Origin of the sequence: Variovorax sp. OV329, from assembly GCF_900114785.1 — a bacterium.
GTDB lineage: Bacteria > Pseudomonadota > Gammaproteobacteria > Burkholderiales > Burkholderiaceae_C > Variovorax.
The window spans coordinates 42,140-55,635 of the sequence record NZ_FOUG01000003.1 but is presented as its reverse complement, the minus strand read 5'-3'; the positions used below and the strand labels follow the sequence as shown (position 1 = coordinate 55,635).

The following is a 13,496-nucleotide window of genomic DNA, read 5'->3' as shown; positions in this document are numbered from 1 at the left end:
ACGCATGAAAGTCGGCATTCTCGGCACTGGCGGCATCGCGCTGGCCAGCGCGGCCTGGATGGCACACCGCGACCACGAAGTCATGCTCTGGTCGCCACGCGGCGGCGGTGCGGATGCGCTGCGGCACGAGGCACTGAGTTCGACCGGCGTGCTGGCGTCGACGGTTCGCCTGCAGGTGGCAGACAGCGTGGCCGAACTGGCGCGCTTCGCCGACGTGCTGCTGCTCGCCATTCCCCTCAACGGCCACCGAGGCACCATGGACGCGCTGCTGCCGCACCTGCGGACGGGCCAGATGGTGATCGTGAGCTCGATGGGGTCGCTCTCGGCGCTGTACCTGTACGAGGCGGCGACGACGCGCGGCGTGTCGATCTCGGTCGCGAGCTTCGGCACCACGGTGCTGACCGCACGCCGCCTGGGGCCCACGCAGGTGCGCATCATGACGCGGCGCACGACCCTGGGCGTTTCCTGCCTGCCCTGCTCCGAGCAGGCACTGGCGCTGAAGACCTGCGAGATGCTGTTCGGCTCCGGCTTCACCAGCGACGAGAACGCGCTCGCCACGGCGCTGACCAACATCAACCCGGTCGCCCACGGGCCGCTGGCCTTGTTCAACTGGACACGCATCGAGCGCGGCGAGAACTGGCCGCAGTACCACTTCATGACGCCACGGGTGGCCGCGGTCATCGAGCAGCTCGACGCGGAGCGTATCGCGGTCGCGAGCGCTTTCGGCCTGCGCCGCCTGCGGACCATCGAGCGGCATTTCGCGCAGTCCTTCGACACGAGGTCCGAGCACCTGGCCGACATCGCCGCCGAGCTGCACGACAAGCGGGGCGGCCCGCCCGGGCCGACGGACGTGAACACGCGCTTCATCTCCGAGGACGTGCCCTACGGCCTGATCTTCACCCTGGCGCTGAGCCACGTGACCCAGGTGCCGGTGCCCGCCACCGAAGCCACGGCCGCGATGGCCGGGCTGGTCGCCGGCGAGGACTTCGCGGCGGCCAACCACTTCATCTTCGCGCTTCGGCTTCCTGCCGAGACCGTCAATGGCCTGCTGATGCGGGTGAACGCCAGGCGCTAGTGCTCGGGCTGCGCGCAGCCGGGAAGCGGCCGCCGCTGCGGGCGGGCCGTTAGCATCGGCGGCTGGCCCGCCCCGCACCCTACTCGCACGATGGACACCCGCATCCTTGAAACCTTCCTGCTGGTGGCCGAATCCGGCGGCCTGTCGAGTGCGGCAAGCATCCTCGGCGTACCCCAGTCGCAGGTCAGCCGGCACGTGAAGGAACTCGAGGAAAGCTGCGGCGCGCCCCTGCTCTACCGGCACGGCCGCGGCGTGAGCCTGACGCTGGCGGGGGAGCGGCTGCGCGAGCAGTTGCGGCCGCTGCTCGCGCAGTTGCAGGAGACCCTCGCGAACGTTGCCGCCCAGGATCGCAAGCCCGCGGGGCCGGTGGACGTGGCGCTGTCGCCGGCCTTCATGCGCGCCGCCGGCCTGCGTCTGCTCGACGCGATGGCCGCCGACTACCCCGAGGTGCGCGTGCGGCTGGTGAGCGGCAATTCGCGCTATGTCTACGAGTGGGTGCTTCACGCGCAGGTCGACATCGGCGTGCTCAGCGACATCGGCATGTCCTCACAACTGCTGCTGGAGGAACTGGGCACGGCGCGGGTGGTGCTGGTGGCGCATCCGGACTTCGCGCTGCCGGACGTCGGCGCTGCCCCTGCGGGTCTCTCAGGCGTGCCGCTGCGCCTGCCCAGCCCGGGCCAGGGCTTGCGACGCCACATCGACATCTGGGCAGCCAGGCACGGTGTCGACCTCAACGTGGCCTACGAGATCGACGATCCGGACATGACCCGGGAAATCATCGCCACCCGGCGCGCGGCCGCCATCGTGTCGCGCCTGTCGATCTATCGCGAACTGGCGGACGGGACCTTCGTGGAACGCCCCCTGGGAGAAGAACTGAAGGCGAGGACGGTGCTGGCCACCGCGCGCAACCGGCCCGTCACGCCGGCCATGAAGGCCACCATCCAGACCCTGAAGTCCGTGTCCGCGCAGCTTTTTGCCGAGGCCGGCTAAGCCACGCGCTCGGCGATCAGCACGGCGAAGAAGCCCAGTGCCGCCAGCAGCGTCCACTTGAGGACGATCCAGCCGAAGCGCCGGTATTTCATCTGTCCGGTGCCGGCATAGAAGGCGAAGGACACGCCCGCCACCAGCAGCAGGAGAAGGATCGCCCAGCGGAAGACCAGCATGCGCCTGGCGCCCCGCTACCAGGCGCGCGCCACTTCGGCGAAGCCGCGCGGTGCCTGGGCTTCGTTCTCGAAGGTGACGATCTCGTAGGCGTCGCGCTGGGTCAGCAGTTCACGCAGCAGCTTGTTGTTGAGCGCGTGCCCCGAGCGGAAGGCGGTGTAGGCGGCCAGCAGCGGCTTGCCGATGATGTAGAGGTCGCCGATGGCGTCCAGGATCTTGTGCTTGACGAACTCGTCGTCGTAGCGAAGGCCGTCGGTGTTGAGCACCTTGGTGTCGTCCATGACGATGGCGTTGTCCAGGCCACCGCCCAGGGCCAGGCCCTTGGAGCGCATGTACTCCACTTCCTTGGTGAAGCCGAAGGTGCGGGCGCGCGCAATGTCGCGGCTGTAGGAGCCGCTGCCCATGTCGAACTCCACCCGTTGTCCGGTCGAATTCACCACCTTGTGGCTGAAGTCGATCTCGAAGGCCAGCTTGAAGCCGTGATAAGGCTCCAGGCGGGCCCACTTCTCGTTGGCGCCTTCGCCCTCGCGCACCTCGACCATGCGGGTCACGCGGATGAAGCGGCGCGGCGCCTTCTGCTGCACGATGCCCGCGCTCTGCAGAAGGAAGACGAAGGAGGAGGCCGAGCCGTCGAGGATGGGCACCTCGTCGGCCGTGATGTCGATGTACAGGTTGTCCAGCCCCAATCCCGCGCAGGCCGACATGATGTGCTCCACCGTCTGCACCTTGGCACCGCCGCGCGAGATGGTCGAAGCCAGGCGCGTATCGGTGACGAACTGCGCCTCCATGGGAATCTCCACCGGCTCGGGCAGGTCCACGCGCCGGAACACGATGCCCGTGTCCGGTGGCGCCGGCCGCAGGGTCAGCTCGACCCGTTGCCCGCTATGCAGCCCCACGCCCACGGCGCGGCTGATGGATTTGAGGGTTCGTTGCTGTAGCACAGCCTCGATTTTAGGCGCCCGCGCCCGCAGGCGCCCCGCACCCCTCGCTATCAGGGTGATAGCCGACAAGTCGTCCCTCCCGGGAACTTCGAGGTTCAGTGATCGCCGACGGCGTCGACTGATGGTGCAGAAGGCGTAGCGAGCGCCCCGAGCTTGCATCGAGCATCGCAGCCGTACTCCGGTACGGCGAGAAGCGCAGATGCAAGATCGGGGCGCGCAGTAGCCTTATGCGCCATCAGTCGGCTTGGCGGCGGAGGAAGGCGGGGATCTCGAAATCGTCCATGCCACCCGACGACAGCGCATCCACCTTGGCCGCGGCCATGGTGCGGTTGGTGCGCCACACGCTGGGCACGGTCATGCCGTCGTAGTTGTGCTGCTGCGGCTGGCCACCCAGTCCACCCGACATGGCCGCGTTCGCGTTCAGCGTGGGCACCGCGAAGGCGCCGTCCGTGCCGGTGCTGCGGATCACTTCCAGCTGCGGCTTGACCGCCTGGCGCGACAGGCCCGTGGCCACCACCGTCACGCGCATCTCGTCGCCCAGGCGCTCGTCGTAGGCGGCGCCGTAGATGACGTGCGCGTCCGGCGAGGCGTAGGCGCGGATGGTGTTCATCGCCAGCTTCGATTCCGACAGCTTGAGCGACTGCTTCGATGCCGTCACCAGCACCAGCACGCCCTTGGCGCCGGACAGGTCGATGCCTTCCAGCAGCGGGCAGGCCACGGCCTGCTCGGCGGCGATGCGGGCGCGGTCCGGGCCGCTGGCCGCGGCCGTGCCCATCATGGCCTTGCCGGGCTCGCCCATCACGGTGCGCACGTCCTCGAAGTCGACGTTCACGCCGCCGTACTCGTTGATGATTTCCGAGATGCCGCCCACGGCGTTCTTCAGCACGTCGTTGGCATGGGCAAAGGCCTCTTCCTGCGTGACCTCTTCGCCCAGCACGTCGAGCAGCTTCTCGTTCAGCACCACGATGAGGGAATCGACATTGGCCTCGAGCTCCTGCAGGCCCTGTTCCGCATTGGTCATGCGGCGGCCGCCTTCCCAGTCGAAGGGCTTGGTCACCACGCCCACCGTCAGGATGCCCATCTCCTTGGCCACGCGCGCGATCACGGGGGCCGCGCCGGTGCCGGTGCCGCCGCCCATGCCGGCGGTGATGAAGAGCATGTGCGCGCCGTCGATGGCTTCGCGGATCTCTTCCACGGCCGCCTCGGCCGCGTCACGGCCCTTGGCGGGCTTGCTGCCTGCGCCCAGGCCGCTGGTGCCCAGCTGGATCACCTTGTGCGCGCTGCTGCGGGTGAGCGCCTGCGCGTCGGTGTTCGCGCAGACGAACTGCACGCCCTGCACGCCGTGTTCCATCATGTGGTCCACGGCGTTGCCGCCGCCGCCGCCGACACCGATCACCTTGATCTGCGTGCCCTGGTTGAATTCTTCGACTTCGATCATTTCGATGCTCATGTCCTAACTCCTTGAAATTGCAGTTGCCGTCTGTCTTGTTCGGTTTCGCGTTTGCTTGTTCTTGCTTCTTGCCTGTGAGACTCAGGCGGGCGGGCCCGTGCGCCGCCATCGCTCATTAAAGTGGCGCGGAGGACTTCCGCGTGCCAGCCAAAGTCGATAGGTGGTGGCAAACATCGTCAGAAGTTCCCCACGATGAAGTCCTTGAAGCGGCCGAAGGCGGTCTTCACCGAGCCGCTCTTCTGCGCGACCTTGTAGCCGCGCATGCGGGCGAAGCGGGCCTCTTCCAGCAGGCCCATCACGGTGGCGGCACGAGGCTGCGCCACCATGTCCGACAACGCGCTCGAATACTTGGGGATGCCGCGGCGCACGGGCTTGAGGAAGATGTCCTCGCCCAGCTCGATCATCCCGGGCATCACCGCGCTGCCGCCGGTGAGCACCACGCCGGACGAGAGCACTTCCTCGTAGCCCGACTCGCGCACCACCTGCTGCACCAGCGAGAAGATTTCCTCGATGCGCGGCTCGATCACGCCGGCCAGCGCCTGCTTGCTCAACAGGCGCGGGCCGCGGTCGCCCAGGCCCGGCACTTCCACCTGCGTGTCGGGGTCGGCCAGAAGCTGCTTGGCAAAGCCGTTCTCGACCTTGATGTCCTCGGCGTCCTTGGTGGGCGTGCGCAGGGCCATCGCGATGTCGCTGGTGACCAGGTCGCCCGCGATCGGGATCACCGCGGTGTGGCGGATCGCGCCGTTGGTGAAGATCGCCACGTCGGTGGTGCCGGCGCCGATGTCCACCAGCACCACGCCCAGCTCGCGCTCGTCCTCGGTCAGCACCGCCTGGCTGGAGGCCAGCGGGTTCAGCATGAGCTGGTCCACCTCCAGGCCGCAGCGGCGCACGCACTTGATGATGTTCTCGGCCGCGCTCTGCGCGCCGGTCACGATGTGCACCTTGGCCTCCAGGCGCATCCCGCTCATGCCGATCGGCTCCTTGACGTCCTGGCCGTCGATGACGAATTCCTGCGGCTCCACCAGCAAGAGGCGCTGGTCGCTGGAGATGTTGATGGCGCGCGCCGTCTCCACCACGCGGGCCACGTCGGCGGGCGTCACTTCCTTGTCCTTCACCGCCACCATGCCGCTGGAGTTGATGCCGCGGATGTGGCTGCCGGTGATGCCGGTGTAGACGCGGCTGATCTTGCAGTCGGCCATCAGCTCGGCTTCCTTGAGCGCCTGCTGGATGCTCTGCACCGTGGCGTCGATGTTCACCACCACGCCGCGCTTGAGGCCATTGCTTGGCGCCACGCCCAGCCCTGCCAGCTTCAGTTCTCCGCTGGGCAGCACCTCGGCCACCACCGCCATCACCTTGGCGGTGCCGATGTCGAGGCCGACGACCAGGTCTTTGTAGTCTTTAGGCATGAAATCCTCGTTGCTTCTCTTCGTCGCTATTTCTTCTTGGCAGGCAGTGCAGTGCCGTCGGTCACGGTCGTGACCCCGCGCAACCGCAGCGCATACGCATCCTTGTGGCGCAGGTCCGCGCTTTCCAGCGAGTCCAGCGTGCGTCCGTACTGGCCGGCCACCTGCCGCACCGAGGTCAGGAAGCGCTGCGCCCGGGCGGCCACCTCCTCGGCCTGGCCCCGGCCCAGTTCGATGACGGCGCCGGAGTCCAGCCGGGCTTCCCAGCTGCCGCGGGCCGACAGCGTCAGCTCGTCGATGCTCAGGTCGTGGGGCGCGAACAGCGGCTGCAGCACCCGGTACATGCCCAGCACCTGGCCGGCATGGTCCAGCGGGCCCGACAGGCGCGGCAGCGGCTGGTCGACCTCGGCCACGTTGGCATCGAAGACCTCGCCGTAGTTGTTGATCAGCTTGGACTCGTCGTCCGTGCCCCAGAAGGCCACGGGCACCTGCTCGACGAGCGTGGCGCGCAGCTTGTTGGGAAACTCGCGCCGCACCACCGCCTTGCGCACCCAGGGCACCGACTCGAAGGCGCTGCGCGCCTTGGCCAGGTCCACGGTGAAGAAGTTGCCCGCCAGCTGCGGCGTCACGTTGGCACGCAGCGTGACCGCGTTGGTGTGCGTCAGGTCGCCATCCACCTTGATGCCCGACAGCGGGAAGAAGGGTTGGCGCAGCACCCACCACCCGGCCGCGGCCAGCAGCATGACACCGCACAGCGCGAAGATCAGCGATGCGACGATGTTCATGAGCTTGACGTCGAAGGGGACGGGGATGCTGTCGGCCATGTCAGGGCTGTCCTTCCCCCACCGGCTTGGCGGAATCCAGCGTGGCCGAGGCCAGCACCTGCAGGCACAGGTCCTCGTAGCTGATGCCCGCCGCGCGCGCCGACATCGGCACCAGCGAATGGCTGGTCATGCCCGGCGAGGTATTCATCTCCAGCAGGAAGGGCTTGCCGTCGCTGGCACGCACCATCAGGTCGGCCCGGCCCCAGCCGCGGCAGCCCAGCGTGCGGTAGGCGGCCAGCGAGAGGTGCTGGATCTCGCTTTCCAGCTCGGGCGGCAGGCCGCTCGGACAGTGGTACTTCACGTCGTCGGTGAAGTACTTGTTCTGGTAGTCGTAGGCACCGTCGGGCGCGGCGATGCGGATGACCGGCAGTGCGCGCGCGTACTGGCCGCTGCCGAGCACCGCGCAGGTCACTTCCATGCCCTCGATGAATTCCTCGCACAGCACGTCGGCGTCGTAGCGCGCGGCCAGCTTCACCGCCTCCTGCATCTCCGAGTAGCCCTGCACCTTGGTCACGCCGATGGACGAGCCCTCACGCGGCGGCTTGACGATGAGCGGCAGGCCCAGCACGTCGGGCACTGCCCGCACCTGCTCCAGGCTCTGCTGGTCGAAGGCCAGGCGGGCGTAGCGCGGCGTAGGGAGGTCGTCGGCCACCCAGATGCGCTTGGTCATGACCTTGTCCATGGCCACGCTGGAGGCCATCACGCCCGAGCCGGTGTAGGGAATGCCAAGCAGCTCGAGCGCGCCCTGCACCGTGCCGTCCTCGCCGTGGCGGCCGTGCAGTGCAATGAAGCAGCGCTGGAAGCCTTCGCGCTGCAGGTCGGTGAGCGGGCGCTGGGCGGGGTCGAACTCGTGCGCGTCGACGCCGCGCGAGCGCAGCGCGCCCAGCACGCCGGTGCCCGACATGATCGACACGTCGCGCTCGGCGGAACTGCCGCCCATCAGGACGGCCACCTTGCCCAGGTTGTTGGCTTGCGGGGCGCTCACTGCTTGGTTTCCTTTTCGGTGGATGGGGTGGCCGGGGCGTTGCCCAGCTCGACCACCTTGGCGGGCACGGCACCGATGGAACCTGCGCCCATGCAGATCACCACGTCGCCGTCGCGCGCGTTGTTCAGGATGGCCTGGGGCATATCGGCAATCTCGTCGACGAATACAGGCTCGACCTTGCCGGCCACGCGCAGCGCGCGCGTCAGCGAGCGGCCATCGGCCGCCACGATGGGCGCCTCGCCGGCGGCATAGACTTCGCCCAGCAGCACGGCGTCGGCCTGGCCGATGACCTTGACGAAATCCTCGAAGCAGTCGCGCGTGCGGGTGTAGCGGTGCGGCTGGAAGGCCAGCACCAGACGGCGGCCCGGGAAGGCGCCGCGGGCCGCGGCGATGGTCGCGGCCATCTCCACCGGGTGGTGGCCATAGTCGTCGATGACGGCGAAGCTGCCCGCGCCAGTCGGCACCGCGACGTCGCCATAGCGCTGGAAGCGCCGGCCCACGCCCTTGAAGTCGGCCAGGCCGCGCTGCACCGCCTCGTCGGGAATGTTGAGTTCCACCGCCATCGCGATCACCGACAGCGCGTTGCGCACGTTGTGTTCGCCCGGCAGGTTCAGCGTGATGGGCAGGTCGGGCAGCGTCACGCCGTTGCGGCGCTGCACGGTGAAGTGCATCTGGCCGCCGTCGGCGCGCACGTCCACCGCCCGCACCTGGGCGTCCTCGTTGAAGCCGTAGCTGGTCACGGGGCAGGACACCTGCGTGACGATGTCACGCACCGCCGCATCGTCGGTGCACAGGATCGCCACGCCGTAGAAGGGCATGCGGTGCAGGAAGTCCACGAAGGCGCCCTTCAGGCGCTTGAAGTCGTGGCCGTAGGTCTCCATGTGGTCGGCGTCGATGTTGGTGACCACCGCCATGACGGGCAGCAGGTTGAGGAAGGACGCATCCGACTCGTCCGCCTCCACCACGATGTAGTCGCCGCTGCCCAGGCGCGCGTTGGTGCCCGCGCTGTTCAGGCGCCCGCCGATCACGAAGGTGGGGTCGAGGCCGGCGGCCGCGAGCACGCTGGCGGCCAGGCTGGTGGTGGTGGTCTTGCCGTGTGTGCCGGCGATGGCGATGCCCTGCTTCAGGCGCATCAGTTCGGCCAGCATCAGGGCGCGCGGCACCACCGGGATCTTCTTCTCGCGGGCGGCCACCACCTCGGGGTTGTCGGCCTTCACCGCGGTGGAGGTCACCACCGCATCGGCGCCGGCGATGTTGGCCGCGTCATGGCCGACGTGCGTGCGGATGCCCAGGTCCGCCAGGCGGCGCAGCGTGGCGCTGTCGGACAGGTCGGAGCCGGAGATCTGGTAGCCCAGGTTTAGCAGCACCTCGGCAATGCCGCTCATGCCCGCGCCGCCCAGTCCCACGAAATGGATTTGACGAACCGCGTGCTTCATTTGGCGAGCTCCTCGCAGGCACGGACGACTTCGATGACCGCTTCGGTCTTTTGCAGGCTCTTGGCCTTGATGGCGCGCTCGAGCAGCGCGCCGCGTGTGGTTTTCTGCAGCAAATCGGAAAGCAATTCAGGTGTGAGCTCGGACTGTTGAACGAGCCAGCCGCCTCCCGCGTCGACAAGGAAGCGCGCGTTGGTGGTCTGGTGGTCGTCCACCGCCGAAGGAAATGGAACGAAGAGCGCCGCCGCACCCACCGCCGCGATCTCGGTCACGGTGCTGGCGCCGGCGCGCGCGATGACGAGATCGGCCGCGGCGTACGCCTGCGCGGTCTCGTCGATGAACGGCGTCAGCTCGGCTTCGACGCCGGCCGCGGTGTAGTTGGCGCGCAGTTCGTCGATCTGCTTTGCGCCGCTCTGGTGCAGCACGATGGGCCGCTCGACTTCGGCGATGCGGGCCAGCGCCTGCGGCACGATGCTGTTGAGCGCCTTGGCGCCCAGGCTGCCGCCCACCACCAGCAGTTTCAGCGGGCCGGTGCGCCCGGCGAAGCGCGTGGCCGGGTCGGGCTGCTCGAGGAAGGCCTCGCGCAGCGGATTGCCCACCCACTTGGCCTTCTTCAGCACGTTGGGAAAGGCGGAGAAGATGCGGTCGGCCACGCCGGCCAGCACCTTGTTGGCCATGCCGGCGACCGAGTTCTGCTCGTGCAGCACCAGCGGCTTGCCCAGCAGCACGCTCATCATGCCGCCCGGGAAGGTGATGTAGCCGCCCAGGCCGACGACCACGTCGGGCTTCACGCGGCGCACCACGCCGATGCTCTGCCAGAAGGCGCGCAGCAGCTTGAGCGGCAGGAAGGCCAGCGTGACCAGGCCCTTGCCGCGCACGCCGCCGAACTCCACCGGCTCGAAGGCGAAGCCGCGCGGCGGCACCAGCTGCTTCTCCATGCCGGTGGGCGCGCCCAGCCAGTGCACGCGCCAGCCGCGCGAGCGCAGTGCCTCGGCCACGGCCAGGCCGGGGAAGATGTGGCCACCGGTGCCGCCGGCCATGATCAGCGCCGTCCTCATACGCGGCCCCCTCGCATCAGCACGCGATTCTCGTAGTCGATGCGAAGCACGACCGCGAGCGCGATGAGGTTCATGATGATGGCCGAGCCCCCATAGCTCATCAGCGGCAGCGTGAGGCCCTTGGTGGGCAGCGCGCCCAGGTTCACGCCCATGTTGATGAAGGTCTGGAAGCCCATCCACACGCCCACGCCCTGCGCCACCAGGCCGGAGAACACGCGGTCCAGCGCGATCGCCTGGCGGCCGATGTGCATGATGCGGCGCGTCATCCACAGGAACAGCACGATGGCGGTCAACACGCCCACCAGGCCGAACTCCTCGCCGATCACGGCCATCAGGAAGTCGGTATGCGCCTCGGGCAACCAGTGCAGCTTCTCGACGCTGCCGCCCAGGCCCACGCCGAAGATCTCGCCGCGACCGATGGCGATGAGCGAGTGCGACAGCTGGTAGCCCTTGCCCAGCGCGTTGGTCTCGCTCCACGGGTCCAGGTAGGCAAAGATGCGCTCGCGCCGCCAGGGCGAGGACGCCACGATCATCCCGAAGGCCACCACCACCAGCGTGGCGATGACGAAGAACATGCGCGCATTCACGCCGCCCAGGAACAGGATGCCCATGGCGATCACGGCGATCACCATGAAGGCGCCCATGTCGGGCTCGGCCAGCAGCAGCATGCCCACCACCACCACCGCGACGCCCATCGGCAGCACGGCGCGGAAGAAGCGCTCCTTGATCTCCATCTTGCGCACCATGTAGCTGGCCGCATACATGACCATGGCCAGCTTGGCCAGTTCGGAGGGCTGGAAATTGGTGATGCCCAGCGGGATCCAGCGGCGCGCGCCGTTCACGCTGCGGCCCACGTGCGGAATGAGCACCGCCACCAGCAGCAGCAGCGCGGCAATGAAGAGCCAGGGCGCTGCGCGCTCCCAGTTGCGCATGGGCACCTGGAAGGCCAGCAGCGCCGCGACCATGGCCACCACCAGCGACACCGCATGGCGCGCCAGGAAGTAGGTCTCCTGGTAGTTGGCCCGGGCGAAGCGCGGGTTGTCGCCGATGGCGATCGAGGCCGAATAGACCATCACCAGCCCCCAGGCCAGCAGCGCCACCGTGACCCACAGCAGCGCCTGGTCGAAGCCCAGCACCCGCACCGGCTCGGCGCGCGTCTGCGTGACGCCGGCGCCGCCCAGGTGCACCGGCAGGTGCATGGGCATCGCGTCCATGCCTTCTCGCGCGCGGCCGAAAAGGCGGCGCAGGAAGCCGCCCGTGCGTGCGGACGTGCTCTGGCTGGCGGCGGCGGCTGCGCTGTTCACGCGGGGGCTCCTTCGTCGTCGTCCAGGCCCGCGGTGCGGGGCGAGTCGACCAGCACCTGCACCGCCTCGCAGAACACGGCGGCTCGGTGCGCATAGTCCTTGAACATGTCGAAGCTGGCACAGGCCGGGGAAAGCAGTACCGCATCACCCGGATTCGCGCGGCGCGACGCGGCGTTCACCGCCTCTTCCATCGAAGCCGCGTGCTGCAGGCTGACGCCGGTGCCGGCCAGCGCCTCTTCGATGATGGGTGCGTCGCGGCCGATCAGGATCACGGCTCGCGCATGGCGCGACACCGGTTCGGCCAGCGGCGAGAAGTCCTGCCCCTTGCCTTCGCCGCCCAGGATCAGCACCACGCGGCGGTCCACGCCCAGGCCGGTGAGCGCGGCCACGGTGGCACCGACGTTGGTGCCCTTGCTGTCGTCGAAGTACTCGACCTCGTCGATGATCGCCACTGGTTCCACACGATGCGGCTCGCCGCTGTACTCGCGCAGGCCGTAGAGCATGGGTGCCAGGCTGCAGCCGGCGGACACCGCCAGCGCCAGCGCAGCCAGCGCGTTCAGCGCGTTGTGCTGGCCGCGGATGCGCAGGGCGTCGGCGGGCATCAGGCGCTGCAGGTGGATCTCTTCCTCCACCACCGCGCCGCGCTTGCGCTTGATGGTCTCATCCGCCTCGTGGGCCCGCACCAGCCAGGCCATGCCGTTGACGCGCTCGATGCCGAAGTCGCCCGGCCGGCGTGGCAGGTCGGCGCCGAAGGTGATGTGCGCGCGGATCTGCGGTCGCTGCAGCTTCACCTTCACCGGCGGCGGCAGCATGGCCATCACGATCGCGTCGTCGCGGTTGAGCACCATCAGGCCCTTCTTGCCGAAGATGCGCGCCTTGGCCTTGGCGTAGGCGTCCATGTCGCCATGCCAGTCGAGGTGGTCCTGCGTGACGTTGAGCACGACGGCGGCGGTGGGCTCGAAGCCCTGCACGCCGTCGAGCTGGAAGCTGGAGAGTTCCAGCACCCACACCTCGGGCAGGTCCTGCGCGTCCATGCGCGCGGCCAGCGTGTCCAGCAGCGTGGGGCCGATGTTGCCGGCCACCGCCACGCGCTTGCCCGCCCGCTCCACCAGTTGGCCGGTGAGCGAGGTGACCGTCGTCTTGCCGTTGGTACCGGTGATGGCCAGCACCGCGGGCTCGTAGCCGCGCGGCTTGGGGGGCTCGACCACGGGCACCGGGGCATCGCCTTCCTCATCTGCGGGGGCGACGGACTCGTCGCTCGCAGGCGGCGCGGGCTGCTCATCTTCAAGTGGGGACTCGGTTGCTTCGGCTTCGGCTTCGGCTTCCGCTTCGATCTCGGTCCGGGCGACAGCGTCAGTGCCGGCTTCGACGGCCGCTTCGGCCGGCGCCGCCTGCCGTTCCGAGGCCTGATCTTCAGGGGCAGTGACCGTATCTGCGTCAGGCGTCGCTGCCTCGGACGCCTCGCCTTCCGTCGCTTCATCTTCAGCCGTCTCGACCACCGGCGGCACCGCCAGGTCGGCCAGCGCCTGCGCAAACAGGTCGAGCTCGCCGCCCACCGGCAGCCCGATCGAACGCGCAACCGACACCACCGGCGCCATCACCTGCGGCGACAGCCCGGGCGAGCAGTAGACCGCGCGGATCGCGGTGCCTTCCACCAGGGCGGCGCTGAAGGGCCCGCCGACGAAGGTCGCAGACGGCAACTCCGACTTCAGCGTCGCCAGCTGCGGCGGCGCCTCGCGCGTGTCGGCCACGGTCACCACGGCGCCGTGGCGAACGCACCAGCGCGCCATGGCCAGACCCGAGGCGCCCAGGCCCAGGATCAGCACGTGGAGTTGGTCGAGATGCTTCACTTCTGTCGTCCC

The 13,496-nt window shown here is 68.8% G+C and carries 12 protein-coding genes; 2 read left to right on the top strand and 10 right to left on the bottom strand.

The genetic code is table 11. The features are described 5' to 3' along the window. The first annotated feature begins 4 nt into the window (after nucleotides 1–4). Together BM345_RS05405 and BM345_RS05400 are read left to right on the top strand one after the other, a co-directional pair. Nucleotides 5–1,075 (top strand): NAD/NADP-dependent octopine/nopaline dehydrogenase family protein, encoded by a 1,071-nt coding sequence (locus BM345_RS05405; RefSeq protein ID WP_093376353.1) that lies wholly within the window; start codon nucleotides 5–7, stop codon nucleotides 1,073–1,075. Nucleotides 1,076–1,165: 90 nt separating this feature from the next. Continuing rightward, the gene (locus BM345_RS05400) at nucleotides 1,166–2,065 is read left to right on the top strand and encodes a LysR family transcriptional regulator (protein ID WP_093376351.1); all 900 of its coding nucleotides are present in this window, start codon (nucleotides 1,166–1,168) and stop codon (nucleotides 2,063–2,065) included. On the opposite strand, the gene BM345_RS30040 is transcribed toward BM345_RS05400, so the two are convergent. The 10 genes from BM345_RS30040 to murD form a co-directional block, all read right to left on the bottom strand. Beyond that, complete coding sequence (locus BM345_RS30040; RefSeq protein WP_175544913.1) at nucleotides 2,062–2,238, bottom strand: hypothetical protein; 177 nt, start codon at nucleotides 2,236–2,238, stop codon at nucleotides 2,062–2,064. The two genes, BM345_RS05400 and BM345_RS30040, sit on opposite strands and share 4 nt — an antisense overlap. Before the next feature lie 15 nt (nucleotides 2,239–2,253). Further along, nucleotides 2,254–3,177: a UDP-3-O-acyl-N-acetylglucosamine deacetylase gene (gene lpxC / locus BM345_RS05395; protein WP_093376349.1), complete on the bottom strand. Its 924-nt coding sequence runs from the start codon at nucleotides 3,175–3,177 to the stop codon at nucleotides 2,254–2,256. A gap of 235 nt (nucleotides 3,178–3,412) precedes the next feature. Further along, nucleotides 3,413–4,627 carry a cell division protein FtsZ gene (gene ftsZ, locus BM345_RS05390; protein WP_093376347.1) on the bottom strand — a complete coding sequence of 405 codons (1,215 nt, stop codon included), beginning with the start codon at nucleotides 4,625–4,627 and terminating at the stop codon, nucleotides 3,413–3,415. A gap of 176 nt (nucleotides 4,628–4,803) precedes the next feature. Further along, nucleotides 4,804–6,033 (bottom strand): cell division protein FtsA, encoded by a 1,230-nt coding sequence (gene ftsA, locus BM345_RS05385; protein ID WP_093376346.1) that lies wholly within the window; start codon nucleotides 6,031–6,033, stop codon nucleotides 4,804–4,806. 26 nt (nucleotides 6,034–6,059) lie between these two features. Beyond that, on the bottom strand, nucleotides 6,060–6,854 hold the full coding sequence (locus BM345_RS05380) for a cell division protein FtsQ/DivIB (RefSeq protein ID WP_093376344.1): 795 nt from the start codon (nucleotides 6,852–6,854) through the stop codon (nucleotides 6,060–6,062). 1 nt (nucleotide 6,855) lies between these two features. Next, entirely contained in the window at nucleotides 6,856–7,839 is a 984-nt protein-coding gene (locus BM345_RS05375; protein ID WP_093376342.1) for a D-alanine--D-alanine ligase, read from the bottom strand. Next, a complete protein-coding gene (murC, locus tag BM345_RS05370; RefSeq protein ID WP_093376340.1) occupies nucleotides 7,836–9,275 on the bottom strand; it encodes a UDP-N-acetylmuramate--L-alanine ligase in 1,440 nt (479 codons plus the stop codon). The genes BM345_RS05375 and murC overlap by 4 nt, the downstream gene beginning before the upstream one ends. Then, on the bottom strand, nucleotides 9,272–10,330 hold the full coding sequence (gene murG, locus BM345_RS05365) for an undecaprenyldiphospho-muramoylpentapeptide beta-N-acetylglucosaminyltransferase (protein ID WP_093376338.1): 1,059 nt from the start codon (nucleotides 10,328–10,330) through the stop codon (nucleotides 9,272–9,274). Before murG ends, murC begins: the two co-directional genes overlap by 4 nt. Beyond that, complete coding sequence (gene ftsW / locus BM345_RS05360; RefSeq protein WP_093376336.1) at nucleotides 10,327–11,634, bottom strand: putative lipid II flippase FtsW; 1,308 nt, start codon at nucleotides 11,632–11,634, stop codon at nucleotides 10,327–10,329. Before ftsW ends, murG begins: the two co-directional genes overlap by 4 nt. Further along, nucleotides 11,631–13,484 (bottom strand): UDP-N-acetylmuramoyl-L-alanine--D-glutamate ligase, encoded by a 1,854-nt coding sequence (gene murD / locus BM345_RS05355; RefSeq protein WP_254789580.1) that lies wholly within the window; start codon nucleotides 13,482–13,484, stop codon nucleotides 11,631–11,633. Before murD ends, ftsW begins: the two co-directional genes overlap by 4 nt. Nucleotides 13,485–13,496: the final 12 nt, after the last annotated feature.